At 38.9% G+C, this 21,890-nt stretch carries 18 protein-coding genes and 1 riboswitch; of the genes, 2 read left to right on the top strand and 16 right to left on the bottom strand.

Annotation, left to right across the window (positions count from 1 at the left end; translation table 11 throughout):
• Nucleotides 1-112 precede the first annotated feature (112 nt).
• The gene (locus tag AO843_RS15525; RefSeq protein ID WP_054612002.1) at nt 113-379 is read right to left on the bottom strand and encodes a hypothetical protein; all 267 of its coding nucleotides are present in this window, start codon (nt 377-379) and stop codon (nt 113-115) included.
• 957 nt (nt 380-1,336) lie between these two features.
• Here AO843_RS15525 and AO843_RS15530 point away from each other — a divergent pair.
• The gene (locus AO843_RS15530) at nt 1,337-2,533 is read left to right on the top strand and encodes an MFS transporter (protein ID WP_054612003.1); all 1,197 of its coding nucleotides are present in this window, start codon (nt 1,337-1,339) and stop codon (nt 2,531-2,533) included.
• A 55-nt stretch (nt 2,534-2,588) separates the two neighbouring features.
• Nucleotides 2,589-2,696, top strand: a riboswitch (TPP riboswitch).
• Between the two features lie 93 nt (nt 2,697-2,789).
• Nucleotides 2,790-3,287, top strand: a complete 498-nt coding sequence (thiW, locus tag AO843_RS15535; RefSeq protein WP_054612071.1) for an energy coupling factor transporter S component ThiW — start codon at nt 2,790-2,792, stop codon at nt 3,285-3,287.
• Between the two features lie 175 nt (nt 3,288-3,462).
• On the opposite strand, the gene AO843_RS15540 is transcribed toward thiW, so the two are convergent.
• The 15 genes from AO843_RS15540 to AO843_RS15610 form a co-directional block, all read right to left on the bottom strand.
• Nucleotides 3,463-6,060: a VWA domain-containing protein gene (locus AO843_RS15540; RefSeq protein ID WP_054612004.1), complete on the bottom strand. Its 2,598-nt coding sequence runs from the start codon at nt 6,058-6,060 to the stop codon at nt 3,463-3,465.
• On the bottom strand, nt 6,044-7,789 hold the full coding sequence (locus AO843_RS15545; RefSeq protein WP_054612005.1) for a vWA domain-containing protein: 1,746 nt from the start codon (nt 7,787-7,789) through the stop codon (nt 6,044-6,046). The genes AO843_RS15540 and AO843_RS15545 overlap by 17 nt, the downstream gene beginning before the upstream one ends.
• Nucleotides 7,790-7,800: 11 nt before the next feature.
• Nucleotides 7,801-8,676, bottom strand: coding sequence for a DUF58 domain-containing protein (locus AO843_RS15550; RefSeq protein ID WP_054612006.1), 876 nt, complete (start codon nt 8,674-8,676; stop codon nt 7,801-7,803).
• Nucleotides 8,673-9,668 (bottom strand): AAA family ATPase, encoded by a 996-nt coding sequence (locus AO843_RS15555; RefSeq protein WP_054612007.1) that lies wholly within the window; start codon nt 9,666-9,668, stop codon nt 8,673-8,675. Before AO843_RS15555 ends, AO843_RS15550 begins: the two co-directional genes overlap by 4 nt.
• 11 nt (nt 9,669-9,679) lie before the next feature.
• Nucleotides 9,680-11,110, bottom strand: coding sequence for a hypothetical protein (locus tag AO843_RS15560; RefSeq protein WP_054612008.1), 1,431 nt, complete (start codon nt 11,108-11,110; stop codon nt 9,680-9,682).
• A gap of 12 nt (nt 11,111-11,122) precedes the next feature.
• On the bottom strand, nt 11,123-11,968 hold the full coding sequence (locus AO843_RS15565) for an ABC transporter permease (RefSeq protein ID WP_054612009.1): 846 nt from the start codon (nt 11,966-11,968) through the stop codon (nt 11,123-11,125).
• Entirely contained in the window at nt 11,965-12,900 is a 936-nt protein-coding gene (locus tag AO843_RS15570; RefSeq protein ID WP_054612010.1) for an ABC transporter ATP-binding protein, read from the bottom strand. Before AO843_RS15570 ends, AO843_RS15565 begins: the two co-directional genes overlap by 4 nt.
• Nucleotides 12,900-15,296, bottom strand: a complete 2,397-nt coding sequence (locus tag AO843_RS15575) for a hypothetical protein (protein ID WP_054612011.1) — start codon at nt 15,294-15,296, stop codon at nt 12,900-12,902. The genes AO843_RS15570 and AO843_RS15575 overlap by 1 nt, the downstream gene beginning before the upstream one ends.
• 166 nt (nt 15,297-15,462) lie before the next feature.
• A complete protein-coding gene (locus tag AO843_RS15580; protein WP_054612012.1) occupies nt 15,463-16,350 on the bottom strand; it encodes a LysR family transcriptional regulator in 888 nt (295 codons plus the stop codon).
• Between the two features lie 68 nt (nt 16,351-16,418).
• Nucleotides 16,419-16,859 (bottom strand): cyclic-di-AMP-binding protein CbpB, encoded by a 441-nt coding sequence (cbpB, locus tag AO843_RS15585; RefSeq protein ID WP_008174114.1) that lies wholly within the window; start codon nt 16,857-16,859, stop codon nt 16,419-16,421.
• Nucleotides 16,860-17,055: 196 nt separating this feature from the next.
• Nucleotides 17,056-17,295: a hypothetical protein gene (locus AO843_RS15590; protein ID WP_054612013.1), complete on the bottom strand. Its 240-nt coding sequence runs from the start codon at nt 17,293-17,295 to the stop codon at nt 17,056-17,058.
• Between the two features lie 63 nt (nt 17,296-17,358).
• Complete coding sequence (fadH, locus tag AO843_RS15595; RefSeq protein WP_054612014.1) at nt 17,359-18,126, bottom strand: 2,4-dienoyl-CoA reductase; 768 nt, start codon at nt 18,124-18,126, stop codon at nt 17,359-17,361.
• Between the two features lie 153 nt (nt 18,127-18,279).
• Nucleotides 18,280-19,464 (bottom strand): iron-containing alcohol dehydrogenase, encoded by a 1,185-nt coding sequence (locus AO843_RS15600; RefSeq protein WP_054612015.1) that lies wholly within the window; start codon nt 19,462-19,464, stop codon nt 18,280-18,282.
• A 16-nt stretch (nt 19,465-19,480) separates the two neighbouring features.
• A complete protein-coding gene (locus AO843_RS15605) occupies nt 19,481-20,242 on the bottom strand; it encodes a 3-hydroxybutyrate dehydrogenase (RefSeq protein ID WP_054612016.1) in 762 nt (253 codons plus the stop codon).
• Between the two features lie 125 nt (nt 20,243-20,367).
• Complete coding sequence (locus AO843_RS15610) at nt 20,368-21,888, bottom strand: CoA-acylating methylmalonate-semialdehyde dehydrogenase (RefSeq protein ID WP_054612017.1); 1,521 nt, start codon at nt 21,886-21,888, stop codon at nt 20,368-20,370.
• Between the last annotated feature and the right edge of the window lie 2 nt (nt 21,889-21,890).

Raw genomic sequence — 21,890 nt, forward strand, 5'->3', positions numbered from 1 at the left:
ATACTATAATGTAAGAAATGAAAGAAAAAGCGATTGTGAAAACGTAAATCCGTTCTCACAATCGCTTTTGTCATCTTGTGGACTTTTTCAGTGTCCTCGTATTGCACCGGACTCATTTTTTCACATTACCATCCTTAGGTACTTTCGTAGAATTATAGTCCTGTATCTTCTTTTTTTCTTTTCTATTATAATAACTTCTAACAATTAAATTAAAGACAAAAGTCATGATTATCAAATACAATGGAACTCCCCAATGACCTGTCGTAAATCTATCATAAAACCCCCAAACTAGGACGGAAGTAAATAAAAAGACTACAGTTAGTCTTTCTGATTTTGGATAAATTTTATATTTATATTTTTTTTCATTATTGTTATTCATATTTTTTGCCACCCCTTTAAATTTCCCATTAGTACTACATTCTCCAATTGGGAAAAAACACCTCTTTTATTTGGCGTTTGCTTATGGTGTTAATCAAAAATGGGAATGTAGCGGATTTAATGGGTGCAAGCCCATCTACGGAGAATGGATAAGTAGAATTAAATATAGATGGTGGTGCTACTGTTGTTAGTCTGCTATCACTTATATTCAATCACATTTTCATTGTATAGTAATTCTTCAGTTTCTTATGATGCTGTATTTAATAAAATGGGCTCAGAAGGTTTTGAGCCAAGCAAGCATAATAAAAGGAGCGTTATTCCAGTGATTGGATTAACGCTCCTTTTATATAAGTAAGTAATTAAATCATAAAATCAACCACCTTAAAACTTCATTTGAAAAAATCCTTGTATTGAGAGGAATCTTAATTTGATGAATTGTTTGGTTTTAAGGTAGTTATAATCATTAATAAATGTAACATTGTTTTCTTTCTAACTTTGAAAATCAAAAGACCGTACTTAATGCCTTAAATTAAGACAAAATAATTCGTTCTTTTTTAATTATGGTTCATTATAATTTTTTTAAATAGATCCTTTATTCGCAGTAGTGCTTTTGTGTTTTCAGCTATTCATAAGAGCGATTAAGCTTACTGCTTAATTTTCCCCCTTTTGCTCCGAAAGAGAATGCGATACTAGTTGATCGGAGTGGAGAGCGGCTACTCCTGCTCAGAACGCACAAAACGTGAGTCGCAACAAACCGCGCGTTAGCGAGGGTTGCGGCTTACTGTGTGCCCGCGGAGAGCGCTGCACGCAACGTAAATCAACAGTATTATTCAGAGGCAAAAAAATATCTTCATACCGATGACCAGGTCATTCATCTACGACTATAATCCAATAGCCAAGCAATATTTCTTTATGATAGACTGTAATAATGTTTCAATAGAAAAAAGGGGGGTATTCGATGACCCAGCAGAAGTCAAACAAGGCGGCTTTGTATATTTTAATGTTTAATATGTTTATCGCAATGGGGAGTATCGGAATTATTATTCCTGTTATGCCTAAGTACTTACACATATTTGGTGCAGCAGGACAAGTTCTTGGCATGTTAATTGCAACGTTCGCCTTTGCACAATTCATATTTTCTCCAATTGCTGGGAATCTTTCGGATCGGTATGGTCGAAAAAATTTGATTGTTTTTGGTCTGATTGTAACTGGTATTGGGCAAATTTCGTTTGGGCTATCTACAGATGTATGGATGCTTTTTGTTGCTCGTTTCTTAGGAGGATTAGGTTCTGCCTTTGTAGCACCACCGATTATGGCGTTTGTAGCAGATATCACTACCTATGAAGAACGAGGAAAAGGGATGGGCATGTTAGGTGCCGCTATGTCTCTTGGTTTTATGATTGGACCAGGTATTGGCGGATTCCTATCTAAAGTTAGTTTGCATTTCCCATTCTTTATGGCCGGAGGAGCTGCTATTATTGCCTCTCTCCTTTCGTTGTTGTTATTACCTTCTACTAAAACAACTGCAGCTCAGAAAGCACAAAAGCAAGACAATCTGGCGAAGCAGATGGCACGTTCAGTCCAGATGCCATATTTTGTAATGCTAATTATAATGCTTGTGTTCTCGTTCGGAATTGCTAATTTCCAAACGACATTATCATTATTTGTGACAGACAAATTTAATTACACACCTACCGATATTGCTATCATCTTAACTGTAGGTGGCGCATTTGGTGTTGTTGTGCAAATGTTCATTATCACACCACTCTTTAAGCGCTTTGGGGAAATGAAAGTTGTATTAGTCAATTTATTTATTGCTGCTATAGCTATTTTTCTAATATTATTTGTTTCTGGCTTCGCACTTATTTTAGTTGTCGCAACGATTTTCTCAACGGCAACAACTCTTATTCGTCCAGCAGTTAACACACTGATTTCAAAGCTTGCTGGCAATGAGCAAGGCTTAGCCGCTGGGCTTACCAATGCTTATATGAGTCTTGGAAATATGATTGGTCCTGCACTCGCAGGCTTATTATTTGATTGGGACATGAACAGTCCGTATATATTTGGAGCAATTATTTTAATGACATGCTTCTTACTAGCGCTCATTTGGACATTGAAAAAGGCTCCGCATCTTATGCAACCTGATTCAAATTAGTCCGTTGACAATTATTTGTAATATGGTACATTTATTATCGAAAAATTAAATCGCTTAACACCACTAGGGGAGTCTTTACAAGGCTGAGACGTATATGATTATATACGGACCCTTCGAACCTGATCTAGTTCATACTAGCGGAGGGAAGTGGCGCTTCTTGCTATTTACAATGGATATGCAAGGCCGCTTCCTGTTGTTTGAAGGAGGCGGCTTTTTCATTTTTCTAGTGTTTAAAATGGAAAGGAGTGCACAAAAGATGTCTATTCGCAAATTAACAATTATGTCTTTATTAGTATCGATTGCTGTTGCAGGTTCAACCTTTATATCTATACCAACCGGGATCGCCCGTGCCTATCCTGTGCAGCACGCTATTAACGTGATAGGAGCGATTATACTCGGACCCATACCTACAGTGATAGTTGCCCTTGTTACGGCCATCATTCGGATCCTTACAGGGACAGGCTCTCTATTAGCCATTCCTGGTAGTGTTATTGGCGCATTATGCGCGGGGCTTGCCTATAAATACAGCCGTAAAATGTGGTTAGCAGGCCTTGGTGAAGTAATCGGCACTGGGCTTCTTGCTTCGCTTGTGGCAGTACCCTATGCAAAGATACTAATAGGGACATCCGTAGCTTCATTATTTTTCATGCCTGCTTTTTTAACATCAAGCACAATTGGTGCAATCTTAGGTGTTGCAGTTGCTAGCAATTTACGAAAAACGGTGCTAGTAAAGTATTTAAGATCCTCTCTTTAATAATTATTTTGGATGTGCTCTTTTCATCTATTTGTTTAGCTTTTTCACTTATCTTTGAGCGGGTTCAAGTCTATTTCAATCACTTTGATCTAAATTTGGAGTTGAGGTCATCCACCCCAAAAAGAATACAAAAAGCAGTGCAAAATTCGTTTATTTTGCACTGCTTCCATTCAAATTATGAACGTTTTTTCATACCCTTAAGTAACTGTGCCACATTCGTGCCCTCTGCCTGTACAGGGTGATCCTCTACATGTTGGTCTTTTTTCTTCGGCTTCGTTAGGAAGTTCCAACCAAAACGTCTTATTGTAATATCGATAAAGAATAAGAGCATACCTGCTAGGAGAAGCCATGTCGCAATGTTTTGTCGGTCTGCTCCTTGTTTTGTAAAGTCACGGAACACTTCTTGTGGTTCTTTTAAAACAGCACCACCCGTTTGTTGGGTTAACTCTTCTATTAATTTATGATTAACAGGAAGAAGTTCATATTCAGTACTATAAGGAACACTAAGTCCGGCCTGATAAATAGTTTGCTTTTCGTCAGCTATACGGAAGAAGATTAATCCCGGCTCAGCTTGTACTACAGCCCGAACTTGAGAGGCGGATATCGTTTCAAGCTGTGTGTCTAGCTCTTCACCTGCTTCATTAACCGCAACAATATCTAAAAATGCTGCTTCATTTGTAGGATCTGTAATCATAAAGGATCCGTCTGATTCTAACCTTACATCATAAGCCACTTCATTATAACTTGGGAGCATTTGTGAAATAAGTGTTTGCCAAAATGTGCCCCAATCCTGCCATCTTGCCCAGTCTCCTGTCCATTTACCTGTTGAATCAGAAGTAAAGGCGAATGTTTTTCCTAGACCATATTGCCATTGTGCTAACACTGGATCTTCCTTTTCGCTTTCTGCCACAACAGTAGCACCCTGTTTTGTAGTTGTTCCAATATAAGCATTCATTTGTGGAACGCCATTGGCAAATAGCGTATTCCATCCCGCTGCATTATAAATAGCTGGATAAAATGGGTTATCCTCAATATAGGTACGGGAAATCATAGCCGTTTCACGAGATAAAATAGAAGGAATAGTTTGCTCATCGATAACATCGTAGAAACGGCCGCTACCCATATCACTAAGAGCTTCCAATAAGTTAGCATCTGCATCTTGACCAATCGCTACTGTCGATAAAGTTATACCGTTTTCTTTTCCTTGTTCAATTAGATCTTCATAATTTCCTGGCTGTGATTGTCCATCTGTTAAAAGAATAATATGCTTACGTTGTAGCTTTAAATCTGCTAGGTTTTCATATGCTTTAGCAAGTGAACCATAGATCTCTGTTCCACCACCTGGTGTGACGGATAAAATGGTATCCACTGCCTCTTCTTTATTGTTAAGCGGACCAGCCTCTATAATTTCCCAAGGGCGATCATCAAATGCTATAAACCCTAATGTATCTTCATCACGCAGCATTTCAACTGAACGTGCTGCCGCTTCCTTGGCAAGCTCTAGCTTTGATCCTGACATACTACCAGAGCGATCTAGCACGATAACAAGCCCTAGTGAAGGTAATTGTTCCTTTCCCTTAATCTCCATTTCAACAGGCAATAATGTTTCAATTGGCGTTTTAAAATAGCCTCCCAAACCAAAGCTATTTTCTCCACCAACCATTGCAAAACCAACACCGAAGTTTTTGACTGCTTGCTCTATCACACTCATTTTCGCCTCACCGACTAAATGTCCAGGTACATTATCAAAAATAATGGCATTATATTGCAAATAACTGGATAGTTCATTCGGCAAACTCTCAGGTGCTTTTACATCATAGGCTATTGATTGTTGGCCAAGTGCTGCCGCTATAGGTGAAGCTGTTTCATAACCATTCACAATGAGTAAATGTGGTTCACTTTGTACCATTGTGACACTTGTTAATTTATTGTTTTCAAATATAGCATCCTGCCCTACTTGGACAACTGCTTCATATTTCACAAGTCCTTCACCAGTCGCTGCATGTTTATAGGTAAACATATTGGTACCTTCAGCTAGCTCAACTGCTTCGCGGTGGATAAGCTCATCATTTTCATATAATAATAACTCACCTTTACCTGCTGTTGTTGCATGAACTTCTGTTACCAATTGTTGTTGCTCACCTACATAGGCAACCTGCGGGGACACAAAGCTTTTTAATGAAACATCATTGACAACAGGTTGACTAAAAGGCACAACATCCACACTAACGTTGGAACCTTTAAACTTCGTAGCGAATTCTAGAGCATCTCCCTTGGTCTCATTACCATCTGTTAATAGCACAAAACGTGTTGCCTTTTTCGGATTAACAATACCTGTTGCAAGCTGTAGACTCTGTTCAATATTCGTTTGATCAGTTGCCTTTATTTCTGTAAACTTTGGTACTTCCTTTAACGTATTAGTCATAATGGCTTCTGTTTGTAAAGTTGATGAAAACGAATACAGCCCTGCAAGTTGTTGATCTTTTTTTGATTGTAGACTCTCCTGAATAAACTGTACCATCTCATCTTCAGTCCCATTCATGGAAGCTGAGCGGTCTACTAGATACACAATTTGCTCTTCTTTTATAGGTAATAAAAGATACGGCCCTGCCAGTGCAAAAACCAAACAGCCTATTGCTACCACGCGAATAATAAGTACGATAATATGACTATTTTTTAGTCGCTGTCGTTCTCGCCAATAGGTCCATCCGAAATAGGCTAGTAATGGAAGTAATAGCAACAATACTAATGGCATATCAATTCGTAAATCCACGACGTCGTTGCACCTCCCACTCTGAAACAAGTAATACTAGAATAATAAGTATAAGCCAAGGTACAAAGGAAGCCTTCGAAATCTCTGCCTTTCCAATATCGGAAATGTCCCCTAATGTATAGCTTGTTCCTTGCTCAATGACACGTTCTTGTGCTTGTAATTGCACTATAAAATGTTTTTCTTCATTATTGGAACGTACCAAATATATGCCTGGCTGTTTTGGTGCCGTTAGCATACCCTTCGTAACTGATGATAGAAACTCATCTTCTTGTGAATATACACTCCAGTCTCCTTGTGCTAAAGCTACTGTTCGCTGTTCATTTGGTGTGAAAATACCAAGTGACCCAACTGATTCTGATACCTGCTGCTCGGTACTCCATAAGAATAACGGGAAGGATGGATGTAGTGGCCAATCTGTATCAGCAATATCAGCTAATACAACGATATCACCTTTAGGAGAGCGCTGTATAAACGGCTGTTCTCCAACAGAAGCAATGGTTTGATATTTAGCAAATCCAGGATAAAGGGCACTCACATAAATATCCTTTAGCTCGCTAAAAGCAAATAAAGCATCACTTTTAGCACTTACTATGCCACTTACTTCCACTTTTTCGACATCATCACGGCCAAATAACACAAGAGGTTTATCCATCTTTTCCAACAAGGCTGTTTGATTGGTGATCACTGTAGCATCCTGATTGTCAGCTACCTGTAAAGATGGAACGATTTTCACGCCACTGCTTACGGATTGGAATCCTTTTTGAATTAATTGATGCATGCCTTGATCAACCACAATCTTTGATGTAGCTGTTTGCAGTAAAACCGTTTGTTGATTATCTATGGCATAATCATCTTGTGCATCAATGATAGCTGTTATTGATTTTTCTAATGGTAAATCCTTAAATGTTTTCGTTATCGCTTCATTCGGAGGCACAACGACACGCTCAGCTACCAACTCTTCACCCTCAGCATTTTGTAATGCCAGTGTGACCTTTTGCTCGGTATTTGTATCATTATGAAGCTGCACAAGCGCCAGTGTTGCCTGTCCATCTGTTGTTGCAGCAAATCGAGTAATGGCGATATTTGTTAAGTCCTTAGCAGCCCCTCTTACTAGCCATTTTACGGAGTCTTTGTCCATTGGTAGTTGTTTTTTATCTAGTGTATCTGTAAAAACATAGATCGAAGTTGGTGTATCTCCAACAAATGCCTGAGCAACATCAAGCGCCTTATTCATTTCTGCCGTTTCATAAGTTACTTGTAAGTCTTTAATAACTTTTTCGATGTCTTTTCCATTGGTTTCTTGCTGTAAAACGGCTTTTGGTGCAGAGCCAGTCGTAATCAAGGTGACCGGTCTTCCATTCAATTCATCCATGAGCGTCAACATTTCCTGTTTATGTGTGTCAAAGGTAGATTGGCCTTTGCCTGCCAGCATCGTAGCAGAAGTATCAACAATAAATATTGTTTGCGCACCAACAATCGTTGATTTTTTTACATAGGGATTCATGAGTGCCAAAACGAGTAGCAGCAATGCTAGCAACTGTAAATACAGTAAGGCATTCTTTTGTAAATGCTTTAAATAAGGCGATACACGAGTTTCCTGCATAATTTCAGACCAGAAAAGTGTTGAAGAGACAGTCTGATCTGTATATTTTTTACGAAAGAAATAATAGAGTAGGACAATGACCGGGATGATGGCCGTCCAGCTAAATATAATTTGACTAAAGCCCAATACGGCTCACCTCACCTAATCCAATGTGCTTTTAATAATTGCTGAAAGGTTGCATGTTGCAAACCATCTTCCACTTTCAATTGTAATTTTCGAATGCCAAAGCGACGACAAATGGCATCAAACTCTTCTTCATGTAATAACCGTCTTGCATGATAGGTTTCTAGTACTTTTGAGGACATTGTCACATTGACATCGTTACCCGTTTCACGATCAAGAAGGCGAACATCCCCCGAATAATTTGGTGATAGTTCTTCTTGCGTCACAATTTGTAAAACACGAACATCGCCAGCATAGCGTGGTAGCCTTTTTAAAAGTTGCTCCCATTCCTCAATTGACTCCAGTCCATCTGTAACAATAAATAACACTGTACTATCCTTTGGTAAAGCCTTTAAGGCACCCTGTGCAAAAGGATTTAAATAACTCGCTTCCTCTATATCTGTTACTATTTGTAAAAATGCTCGGCGATACATTGCGCCCTTCCGGCGAAACGGTGGCTTCGCTTCATCTTGGAGAAAAGAAAAAGACAAACGATCGTCTCGACCAAGTACCATGAAACCGAGTGATGCCACTATTTGACGAGCAAATAGCCACTTGGCATCCGTTCCCATTGATTTTGTGGTATCGAGTAGTATGTGTACGCGCATTTCTTGTTCATCTAAAAATCTTTTAATAAAGTATTTATCCGTTCGGGCAAAGACGTTCCAATCCACTTGGCGCACATCATCACCTAAATGATATTCTCGAAAATCTGAAAAATCGAGAGATGCCCCAAAGCGCTGTGAACGATGCGAGCCTTTATGCTGCCCGCGTAGTTTGGAGGCAGTCGCTATTTGAAAGCGACTGATTTTCGCTAACCAGTCTTCGGGCAATAAGTATTTTGCTGTCACTTGCTAACACCTTGCTGAACTTTTTCTAAAATAACATCAATTACATCATCTGCTGTCTTTCCTGAAGCCTCCCCTTCATAATTCAACAGCATCCGATGACGTAATACAGGTTTTGCTACAGATTTAATATCAGCTACTGAAACATGGAACCGACCATTCATCAGCGCTCTAGCTTTTGCTAATTTTATTAAACTTTGCAAACCACGAGGTCCACTGCCATACATAGCATATTGCTTGACCTCTTCTAAAGCATCAGATCTTTCAGGATGTGTTGCCACTACTAAATCAGTTGCAAATTCCAGCATTTCATCCGCAACCATTACTTCTTTCACCATTTGCTGTGCTTCTATTAGAGCCTCTGTATTCATCAGTTTTTGTAAACCAATTTCCTGAGCACCTGTTGTTCGCTTCATAATTTCCATTAGTTCATTTTTTTCAGGGTAAGGTACAAGAATTTTACAAAGGAATCGGTCCATCTGTGCTTCAGGTAACGGATACGTTCCTTCCATCTCAATAGGATTTTGCGTCGCTAACACGAAAAATGGTCTAGCCATTTTTTTTGTATCTCCCAAAATCGTTACCGTTTTTTCTCCCATTGCTTCCAACAAAGCACTTTGAGTTTTAGGTGTAGCGCGATTTATCTCATCTGCTAACACCATCTGACTAAAAATCGGACCAGGCTGAAACGTAAATTGCTGTTTACCATCTGGGGCACGTTCAATCATGCTTGTCCCAGTTATATCCGCTGGCATAAGATCTGGTGTAAATTGAATACGTGAAAACGACAGGTCAAGAACTTCAGAAATTGTACGGATTAACATCGTCTTCCCTAAGCCTGGTAAACCTTCTAATAATGCATGACCATCTGCTAGTACAGCATACAAAGTATAATCAATTGCATCCTCTTGCCCTACAATAAAGCGATGGATTTCATCTTTAACTTGTTGTAATTTTGTACTCATTTCTACATACTGTTGCTCTGTAAATGCCATTTCATTTCCTCCTACTGCGACTCAATTGACGTGAAATAAGATTGCACGACATTTTGTAAATCCTTCGGTAATTGTAAACGCTCTGAGCTTTCTAAGTAGCTGTCTTTATAGGAGCCAATTACTTCTTCATACGGTCTAATGGAGCCCTTTGTTATCGGGGCATTCCCTTGTTGCTCAGAGACATGGGAACCATCACCTAAAGCTCCACCATCCACTGACGTCTCGTTTGACCCACCAATCCGATTCGGTGTCGTCAATAAATTTCGACTACCTGGACCACGGCCAGCTCCTTGTCCTTGACCCTGGCCTTGGCCTTGTCCTTGTCCTTGTCCTTGACCCTGGCCTTGTCCCTGGCCTTGTCCTTGACCCTGGCCTTGTCCTTGGCCCTGGCCTTGGCCTTGGCCTTGGCTATTACTATTTTGTTGTTGTGAACCACTTTGAGCATTATTTTGACCCGACTGGCCTGCCTGCCCTTGTTGATTGCTTAACTGGGAATTACCGGATGACGGTTGACTTCCTTGTTGTTTATTATTTTGATTGTTAGTACTTGCATTATTTGCACTAGCAATCGCATTTTGTAAGGAATTACTTGCTGGTTTACCAAGTTTACTCATAGCTGTTTGTGTGGCATTTGCATTTTGTGTTAGACCTTGCTGCATTTGAGCAAGCTCCTTCAGTTGCTCAACCTCTTCTTTCGATAAGCCTTGTTCGTCAGTAACACCATCTTGACTAGCCGTTTGTTTATCCTTTAATTGCTGCTCCTTCAGGGCAAGCTCCTTTTGCTTCTTCACCACTTCTCGTAGTGCCTCTTCAGCTGTTTCTGCTTCTTTTAACGTATTTTGAAGTTCTTTCAATTGCTCTTTCACTTCTTTTGTCTGTGCTTTTTTCTCCAGCTCAGCAACTTCCTTCTTCATGTCGTCGATGACCGCTTGCTCTTTTTCAACTTCTATTGCTTCTATTTGAGTAGCCGCTGGAAACACATAAAGAATTGCCAGGACAATAGCTGTGACAAATAGGCCAATAAACGCCTTGGGTCGAAATAAATTTTTCTTTCGAGCCTTAAAGTCTATAAAAGCTTGTTCAACTTTTTGTATCGCTTTTGATAATAATGCTTGAACAAGAGGGTCTTGATCATCTTTAAATGATAAAGCAGTAACCAACTCATTATGTGAAAAATAATGATCCAGTGTATGCAAAGCTTCTTTCTCTTTGACACGTCTCCACCATATGAAAACCATTGTTGCAACAATAAGGGTAACAAAGACAACCAACGCTATTTGGCGATAATATGGCCAGACAAATAATCTTGAAATAAGAACGAGAGAAGCACTCGAAAGCAATGCCAAAAACAGACCATATTGTGCAATAGGAATGCTTTTTTCAAGTGTTAAACTCGATTTTGCACGCTGAATATATTTTCGTAATTGCTTACGATGCTCCATAATAATTCCTCCTCATCGGTTACTTTTCATGTTGGCACGTAATTTTTTAATCGCAATCGTTAAACAAAGTACAATAATCAATACATAAGCAATTAAATAAGTAATCCATACAGGTAGCTCCACTCCTGAAAGCTCAGCTAACGCATTACCCATTTCCGGTGAAATAAGTGTCAGCATTAGGGCACCAGGATTAATCGATGCCCAAAAATAAGTCATAAAGGAGGTACTTGTACCAACAGCATTACCCATTTGATGGAAGGCCATTGTTAAAAAGAAGAAAAACGCTGTAATACCGCCTAAAAAGATAATAGATCCATATGTGGCAATCATCGCGACAATCGTTCTTTTTGTAATCGTTGAAAACATGACGCCGATACTACCTATTGCTACTACAGTAACTAAATAAAATAAAAATATCGAAACAAGCTGGGAAGGTGAAACTCCACCAAATAGGAATACTAAACTATATAATGGTAATCCTGCTACTAGCATTAGAACTAGAAACGACACAGAAGATAATAATTTCCCAATCACAATTTGTGTAGAACTTTGTGTCGTTGTTAGCAAAATATTTAGGGTTTGCTTTTCACGTTCACTACTAATTGCTCCTGCAGTTAAACTAGGTGTAATGAATAAAACTAATGCCATTTGCAAAATGGTTAATACAGCAAACATCATAAAGCTTGTTTCTGGTCTAAAGAATCCTTTGCCAGTAAATTCGGTCGTAAGCAATAAAAAGCCTGCAATGAAAATACAAAGTACAGCTAAATAAAACATCAATCCTGAGAAGCTTTTAAAAGAACGGAAACGTAACTTCAACTCTTTCACAAATACTGGATTATAAAATCTTTCCATCATTGACTGTCCGCTCCCTTCGTAATCGCCATAAAGACATCCTCTAAATCTTTTTCTTCCTCACTCAAAGCATAAATTGGTAAATCGATAAGCACTGCCTTTTTCAGTAACGCCACCTGCTCGGCGTCTGTGCCTCGATAATTAAATGCTATTTCTAGACGATTATCGATCACATCAATAGACGAGATATGAGGATCTTCTTCTAAAAATGCACGTACTTCATTTATACGATCTGTTACTTTCATCACAATGCGCTTTTCTCCCTGTAGCTGTGCCTGAATCGCAGCAACATTGCCGTGCGCAATTAATTTACCGTTATCAATAACACCAATTTCATCACACATTTCAGCAAGCTCAGGCAAAATATGAGAAGAAATTAGGATTGTTTTTCCCATAGTTTTTAAATTTCGTAAAATATCCCGCATTTCTACACGTGCGCGTGGATCTAATCCTGACGCAGGTTCATCTAAAATCAACACCTTTGGGTCATGGATAAGTGCACGGGCAAGACATAAGCGTTGCTTCATCCCACGTGATAACAAATCTACGTAGTCATAGCGTTTATTTGTTAAGTTTACAAGTTCTAATAGCTGTGGAATCAGTACTTGACGTTCTGCCAGTTGAATACCATAGCTCGCCCCATAAAAGTCTAAATATTCATCAACTTTTAACTGATCATAGACACCAAAGAAATCAGGCATATAACCAATTTGCTTACGTACTTCCTTCGGTTCTTTAACAACACTTTTGCCGTTTATTAGCGCATCACCAGAAGTCGGTGACAATAATGTCGCTAAAATAGAGAATGTTGTTGATTTCCCCGCTCCATTAGCGCCAACAAAACCAAACACAATGCCTTCTTCTAAGGACAAATTCAAATGATCTAGTGCCGTAAAGGAGCCGTATCGTTTCGTTAAGTCACGAATTTCAATCATTATTTTGCCACTCCCTTCAGCTCTATTTCAGGTAACTTCGTTTGTTCACCAGATGGATCTGGACCATATTTAATCTCAATTCGAACCTCACCATCTTGATTAATGTAATTCATAATTTTATCCGTAAATACTTGCTTTGTATCCACCAATGGCTCATACATATTCGTTTCATTATTCCATATCGACAGCTGCATACGCTTAACATCCTTATTGGAAATTGTTAGCTCGTTAAGTGATTCCACAGCGTCCATAAATTGATCAGGCATTGCCATCGTTAATTCATATAAACCATCAGATAGATACCAGTTATTCAATTCCTCTTCAATTTTATCGAAATATCCACTAGCAGATAGTGCGTTTAGTGTATACGTAAAATTATTGCGCTTCATAGTAAATGGACCTGATAGTTCCACTTTCCCTTTAAACGGTTGAACGAGCATTGTAATTGGTGACATATTAGCACTTGTTTCAAGTTCAGCCCCCACAATAGCTTGGTCTGTCCATGCTGTAAGTATTGGCTGTCTATCATTTTCTACAAGTGGCAATGCTAATGTTTTCATTCGTTCAATCCGCATTGGATCTACCTCATCCTTCTTCGATGGGTAACTATAATTATAACTATTAAATACAGATGGCTTTTGAAGAACGGTAGTTTTCATTTCCTTATCTACCTGTAAAGTTCCATTCGCTTCAATATCACCCAGTTTCACTTCTTTCACACCAGAAATTAATGTGACATCTTTTAATGCAAATGGGAAATTATTTTTAACCGTTCCTGTCAGCTTTTCATTTTTCAAAGTTATATCAACATCCATCTTGCCAATATTTTGAGCTGATGTTTTTCCTCCAAATGATTGAACAGACCAATAATTTAAATCACGTAATGCTAACGTTGAACCGTTGGCATTTTCTTTAATATAGGAAGATTCATGTAAATTACCTACTGTTCCAGTGAAATTATTATTGTTTCTCATGGCAATAGCAGTTGTGTTTTTATCAGCATTTACCACAAAATCCCCACTACGATTCGTTAAAATGGATTCAACATAATACCCATTCAAACTACTATCCTCATTGACTTTATAAAATGCAGATTGTTGAACTTGTGGCTGAACAATCCGATCTTTTGCTCCAACAATGAAGAGACCAATCGAAAGAACAATCGAGAACACCGGAATAATCCACCATGCATGCTCACGCTTGTCCATTTTTTTCAGAACAAAGTAAAGAACTGGGCCAATGATTAAGATATAAAGAATAATGACAATAAGCATATAGCTCACTGATACTTCAAAGGACGGGAATAATTCATTAATGTTACGAAGCTCATAAGAAATTTGATCGAGTGGTGATTGTCCCTGCCTCATCATTCCTTGCTGTGAAATACTTTGAACATCAATCGTCTTAGCTAAAAGGGCTGCATAACCATCCATTGAAGCGAGTGGTTGATCACCTAGAGAGAAGGCTGTTTGAATGATTTCACCACTGCCAACTTTTTTCTTTGAAGCTAGTACTGCATTATTATCCGTTAATACTGGTAAACTTCCTTCATGATCAGTAGACGTATGAATCGAAATAGGCTGTGTGAAAATCCCACCACCAGACAATTTTGTTAACGTCTCAGCAGAGACAGAAGTCATCTCTTTTGATAATGACATTGGTAAATATTCTTTAAAAATTCCTGCTGTGACATCCACTTGATCAGAAGCCCCTAAGAGTAGAGTACCGCCATCTTGTACCCATTTCAGCAATGACTCTTGTTGTTTTTGTGATAAGTCAGCTATTGCTACTTCATCTACAACGATGACATTGGCCATCGCAAGTCCTTGTTCATTTTCTGGGAAAGTATAATCCTTTAACTGGTTGATATTAAATACTTCCACATTATTTTGAGGAACAAATGTAGATAAACGTAAAAGTGCCGCTAGTCGATCACTTTTATCTGTTAATGTATAGATAAATGTTGAGGCAGGATCTAAAAAATTAGATTGTAGGCGCTTGGTTCCTTTATAGGCAACCTTTTTTCCCTTTTCAATATTCCCTTCATAAAAGGCAAATAAATCTGCGTCCGAATAACCATAGTCAGCTAATCCATCTAGATAGAAAGTAAATGTCTTTTCTTCTCCTGCTGCTATATCGATTGGAACGACAAGTGCGGATGCAGCCTCATAAGAATTGGCAGAATTTATCGCCATATCTCCAGAAAAATCTGCACCGTTATTTTTCACTGTAACTTGTAATGGCACTACTGATTGGTATTTAGCTTTACCTGAAATACCTGCTGTTGCTTTGACCTCTAATGTTGCAGCAGCAGCTTGCGCCTGAGTAGAAGGCAGCATAAGGCTCATCATAAGCAATACTAATAAGGTCAGTGCCGTCATTTTTGTCTTTTTCAAAAGCTCAACCCCTTTTTATGTAAGTAGATGGTTACATAATTATACGTTTTAAATTGCATTTTGTTCCATTTCTTATGATATCTTCATGAATATTCATAAACTCTTAAGAAATACGCATCCAAAGCGAAAAAGGCAATCCCGTAATAGACTGGAACTGCCTAATTTCTTATTTTGTATAGTCAAACAAACAACGAGCATGGTCTTGCACTACTTCTACAAATGCCTCTACCTGTCGCAATTCAAAAGATGATTCATAGCCAATAAGCCATGTATCTCGTGTAAGCCCAAATTCCTTTTCATCATTTGTTAAAGGTATTTTATGAATTTCATCATGGTCATTTAAAGTAATGGATGGTAGTATAGCATATCCTATACCATTTAAAGCCATTTGTTTACAAATTTCAATTTGATCTACTAAAATTTGTTTTCTAGGATTTGAAGCAAAGTGCTGCTGCCACCATTGTTGAATTTCTTGATAGTAGTTGGAATCACTTTTGTATTGAATAAATGGACGGTCTGTCTTCAGCACATCTTCAATCGTCTTAACCTCTTTATCCACTAAATAAAGAGTGTCTCTGAAAAGGTGTATCTTTTCCCCTTTCCAATCTACTTGACCACGTACAATTCCAATATGTGCCTCGCCTTCATAAAGTGCTTTCACAATTTCCGAACTCCAGCCCGTCATGAGCGAAATTTTCGCCTCGGGATATTTGGATACAAATTCCTTTAATATTTTAGGTAACCAGTTTTGACCAACAATAGACGCACAGGCAATCTTCAATGTCCCATTTACCTTTGTTGTTAAGGATTGAATCGTTTCAAAAATTTCTTCTTTTTTGGCTAGCATTTCCTTGGCATAGGCAATAACCTGTTCACCAGCAGGTGTTGCTGTTAAACCTTTTTGTGAACGTATAAATAATTGTGCACCCCAGTCCTTTTCAATGGTTTGTAAACGCTGAGAAAGGGCTGGTTGGGATAGAAATAGACGTTCAGCTGCTTTCCGCATATTGCGTTCCTCAGCCAAAATTTTTAAAATCTCTGCCTCTGTTGCCATCAATCTGTAAACCTCCAGTACAAGCAAAGAGGGCCTCATGATTTTCATCTGAGTTCCCTCTTAAACTACTACTCTTTTTGATAAATATATTTTTTCAATTGCTTTAAAATAACACGTCTCGTTAATATCCCTGCAAATGTACCATCTTCGTCCACTACACATAAAAATGCGTGGTTAATGACTAAATCCAAAGCACGCTGAAATGTATCTGACAACTTTAATACAGCGATCTCTTTTTCCATAATCGAGTCAACTTTAATATCAGGAAGCTTTTCATACTCAATATGTTCGAGTCCTAGAATCGATTCCGTTATCATTTTCATGCTCAGTAAACCTTGAAGCCGATATTTCAAATCTAATACAGGTATGGACGAATACCCTGTACGTGTTAGTACAAGGAGTGCATGTTCAGCACTATTTCCACTTTGTACATGCGCAACTTTTTCAGAGGAAATGATAAAATCACTAATTGGCATTGCTAATAAGTCTTTGCTGTTAGTTGAAATCATGAACTTCTTCTCCTTTTCTGTCCTCGCTGTGCAGAACAGTCCTTCCCTTTCATCATATCACAACTTTTCTATGTATGACCATGATCAGGACGGGAAGAGTTTTTCAGGAATAACGAATTATATGAGGCAAATCAACAAAAACTAAGTACATCCTCAATAGTTAGGTTTTTCGTAACTGATTGAGGATGGTTAATTTCTAATAGCCCGCCTTACTCCAATAATAAAAAATCATAATCCCTAAAAAAAGTAAAAATATCCCATATACCCATACAATTGGATTCAACATTGTTGAATACTCTTCGACTGTTTCTGAAATCGGTGTATCCTTTTCAGACTTCCTTTCAGAAGTCATTTTTGCAATTTTCAGCGTGGATACAAACGAAATAACAGAAATAATGACAATGGCAATAAGAGCCGGTATTAACCACATACCCATTAGCAAAACTCCTTTCTTTGCCCTTAGTATGCGTCAATCCGGCTCTTCGTTATGCAACCATTTTTAGAATGGATATTGATTGAGCCACTGGCCACCATCCAGTGTTACACATTCTCCGTTCATATAACTTGCCTTGTTAGACATCATAAATGTAGCTAAATCTGCTATTTCTTCGGGTGTACCCGTGCGACCTAATGGAACAGAATCTAATGTACGTGCAGCAGCTGCTTCTGACTCCCAAAGTTTGTCTGCACCACCAGTTCGTTCAATTGGCCCTGGTGCTATAGCATTTACGCGAATACCATACTGCTTTCCCCATTCTACTGCTAATGTTCTCGTCAGTGATAATACGCCAGCTTTTGCTGCAGCCGAATGGATAACACCAGCACCTGCATTCCAAGCATACGTGGCCACCATGTTCAGAATAGAACCTTTTATATTATTTTCAATCCAATACTTACCAACTGTTGAAGAACAGAAGAAAGTACCATTTAACACGATATCCACTACTGCCTTCCAACCGTTCGGTGATAAGTCCTCAGCACGTACGATAAAATTACCAGCCGCATTATTAACAAGACCATCAACTTGTCCAAATTTTTCAACAGCAAACGCTAGCATTGCCTCAGTATGTTCTGGTACTCGTACATCCATTTGGAAAGTTTCAATTGAGGAACCAGCCTCTGCAATGAATTTTTTTGCCTCTGCTAAACGTTCCTCATTGCGTCCAGTTATGACAACATTTGCACCTTCAGCTACGAATTGCTTCGCCATATAAAGACCCATCCCACTTGATCCACCTGTAATGATAATTGTTTTTCCCTGCAACATTCCATTTCCCCCTTTATTAAAAATGAATGATGATTCATTAAAATTTTACTATATTTTCTTGGATATGTCATATTAATTCTGTCTATAACTCATTTATTTTCTATAACAAATCTTAAAAGAGCTATCCAGAATAATGAATAGCTCTCGAAATATTTAAAATTCATAGCTGTATGCTATATGATATAGCTCCATTAATTCCTCTTTTGTTGGTATCCTTGGGTTATTACCAGGACTACCACTTGCAATGGCGTCTTCAGCCATTTTAGGGATAGCCTTAAAATACGCCTCTCCCTCTATTCCCCACTGTTTTAAATTTCCTATATTCATAAGTTTACACAGTGTCTTAATGGAAGTTATGGCTAAATGAGCAAGCTCTTCTTGTGATAATATTTCATTTCTTTTATTAAAGAACTGTCCTAAAACTGCTAGCCGATCTATACAAGCTTCTTTTGAGAATTCTAAAACCGCTGGTAAAAGCATCGCATTAGAAATGCCGTGCGGTACATGGAATAGTGCACCGATTGGACGAGACATTCCATGTACTAACGCAACAGAAGCATTTGAGAAAGATAGTCCTGCTTGCATGGAGCCTAATGACATAGCTTCTCTCGCATCAACATCATCACCTTGTTCATAAACTTTCAATATGTTATGGACGATTAAATCCATGGCAGATAATGCAAGTACATTCGAATATGGATGGGCTAAACGCGACAAATAACTTTCAATGGCATGGCTTAAGGCATCAATACCTGTTGCTGCTGTAATTGCAGGCGGTGAAGTTATTGTTAAAATAGGATCGACTATAGCAACTGAAGGCATAAAGGCAGGCTGCTTAATCATCATTTTGACGTCACTCTTTGTATTGGTAATAACAGTTGCATCTGTTGCTTCAGAGCCTGTACCAGCCGTCGTTGGAATGGCGATATGTGGAATTGGGGGTTGCTCTGCAATTTTTGCCATTTTCATGTAATCTCCTATGTAGCCGCCGTTTGTAGCCACCACTGCAATTGCCTTTCCTGTATCAATGCAGCTTCCACCACCAACGGAAATGATGACATCACAGCCTTCTTGCTGTAGAAGATGTAGTCCTCCTCCTACATACGTATCATCTGGCTCAGTAACCACCCCCAGATATGAAACCGCTTCTAGTCCATGTGTTTTTAAGAAGTTTCTACATTGCTTCACAAAACCTAAGCTGTCCATAATTGGATCACTAATAATAAGTGCCTTGGTGCCAAGCTTTTTAGCATACTCGCCCACCTCTTCAAATGAATCACGCCCATAAACAATAGTTCCTGGTGAATGAACGGTAAAGATTGTTTTTGTTTGAATCATTTTGCTCCCTCCTACACTATTGAGCTGTATAACCGCCATCTAAAAGGATGGCCTGACCAGTTAAACCTTTAGCTAAATCACTTGCCAAATATAAAGCAAGTCCTGTAATTTCTGAGACATCAAGTAACCGTTTTTGCGGTACAAGTGGATAGAGCACCTCTTCAAGTACTTCTTCCACTTGAACTCCTCTTGTTATCGCTAAATCTTTAAATTGATTACGGACTAATTCCGTATCCACATATCCTGGGCAAATAGCATTTACCGTAATTCCATACTCCGCTACCTCAAGTGCGGCAACCTTCGTTAGCCCAATAACGCCATGCTTCGCCGCATTGTATCCCACCTTACCAGCAAATCCAATTACACCATTAATGGAGGCCATATTGATAATACGACCATATTGATTTTTCTTCATATGGGGTAATGCATATTTCATCGCAATAAATGGGGCAACCACCATTACTTTTTGCATGGTTTCAAAAATTTCAGTCTTGAAATCTTCAATAAGTGAGACATGTTGAAATCCCGCATTATTGATTAAAATATCTAACGTTGTAAATTGATTGATTGTAAAATCAATGGCTTTTTGTATAGCTTGTTCTTCTGTCACATCACATGTATAAGCCGTTAAGGAAGGATTTTGTGCAACGGCCTCTCTTAAAAGCTGTTCGTTTTTATCCGTAATCACTACATTTGCCCCTTGCTCGGCAAATGCCTGTGCCATGGAAAGACCAATCCCTCGAGCGGCCCCTGTAATGAAGACTGTTTTTCCTTGCATACAACATTCCTCCTACATCCCTATTGAGAATAATATGATCGCCATCATTGTACCTATGATTACACCCCATCCCTTTCTGTTATTTTAGAAAAAGAGCTGTATATCGCTACAGCTCTTTGTTTGTATTAATCGTTATTGCTTGGGAATGCAAATGTCGATGCAGTGGATGCATTACCTGCCATCCAACGTTCTGAAATTGTCTTTGTTTTTGTAAAGAATCGCGCCTGATCTGGACCAAACATATGTCCCTCACCAAAACGAGAGCCTTTAAAGCCAGCAAAGTTATGGTAGCCAACTGGAATAGGAATTGGCACATTCACTCCTACCATGCCGACATCTATTTCTGTTGTGAATTTACGAGCTGCTAATCCATCATTCGTAAAGATAGTGACCCCATTACCTAACTCATGCTTATTAATGAGTTCAATGGCTTCCTCCAGAGAGTCTACACGTACAACATTACGAGCAGGACCAAATACTTCTTGCTCATAAATTTCCATACCAGGCTTTACATGATCTAATAATGTAGGTCCTACATAGAATCCTTTAGACTCTTTGACAATGTCCAGCTCACGACCATCACAAATAATTGACGCCCCCTCTGATTCTCCACGATCTATTGCAGCAAGTATTGCTTCTTTTGATTGTTGAGAAATAACTGGGCCGAAATCTGAATCAGGATTTGTATATGGCCCTACCTTTAGATTAGTAATCTTTTCCTTTAGGATCGCCACTAGTCGATCTGCAGTATCTTTGCCTACAGGCATGATTGTAGATATCGCCATACAACGCTGAGATGCTGCTCCATACGCTGCCCCAATAAAGGCATTCGCAACGTGTTCAAGATCTGCATCTGGCATCACGATCATATTATTTTTCCCACCACCAAGTGCCGTTACACGTTTTCCATACTTAGAACCTGTTTCATAAATATACTTGGCTACTGGCGTTGATCCTACAAATGAAATCGCTTGCACAGTTGGGTTTTCTAAAAGTTCATTGACCGCATCTTTATCACCATTCACGACAGTCCAAATGCCATCTGGTAAGCCAGCTTTTTTCCACAGCTCACTAACATACAAAGCAGTCATCGGCACACGTTCAGATGCTTTTAAAACAACCGCATTTCCTACCGCGATGGCCATACTTGTTTGAGCTAGAGGCACCATGATTGGGAAGTTAAATGGTGAAATAGCCGCAACCACCCCCAATGGATATTTTGCAGAATAAGCGTTTATTTGGCCTCCAACATTAACAGAGTATTCCCCTTTCATGAGATGAGGTGCACCGATGGCTAAGTCAACAGATTCAAGCCCTCGTGTAATTTCTCCTTTCGCATCTTCCAATGTTTTTCCACTTTCTAAACAAATAATTTGCAATAGCTCCTCCATATTCTCAGTAATAAGATTACGGAACTTTAAGACAATTTCTGCACGTTTAGCCACTGATGTATCACGCCATGTTGGAAAGGAAGCATGGGCTTGCTCGATAGCCTCTCGTGTCTCTTCTACTGTTGCCAGTGGCACCTTCGCAATGACATCACCTGTTGTTGGATTGTATACTGAACCAAAACGGCCACTTTTCCCTTCTACTAACTGTCCACCAATAAAATGCGTTAATGTTTTTACCTCTTGTGCTGTTGTCATAA

The organism is Lysinibacillus sp. ZYM-1, assembly GCF_001308875.1.
Lineage (GTDB): Bacteria > Bacillota > Bacilli > Bacillales_A > Planococcaceae > Lysinibacillus.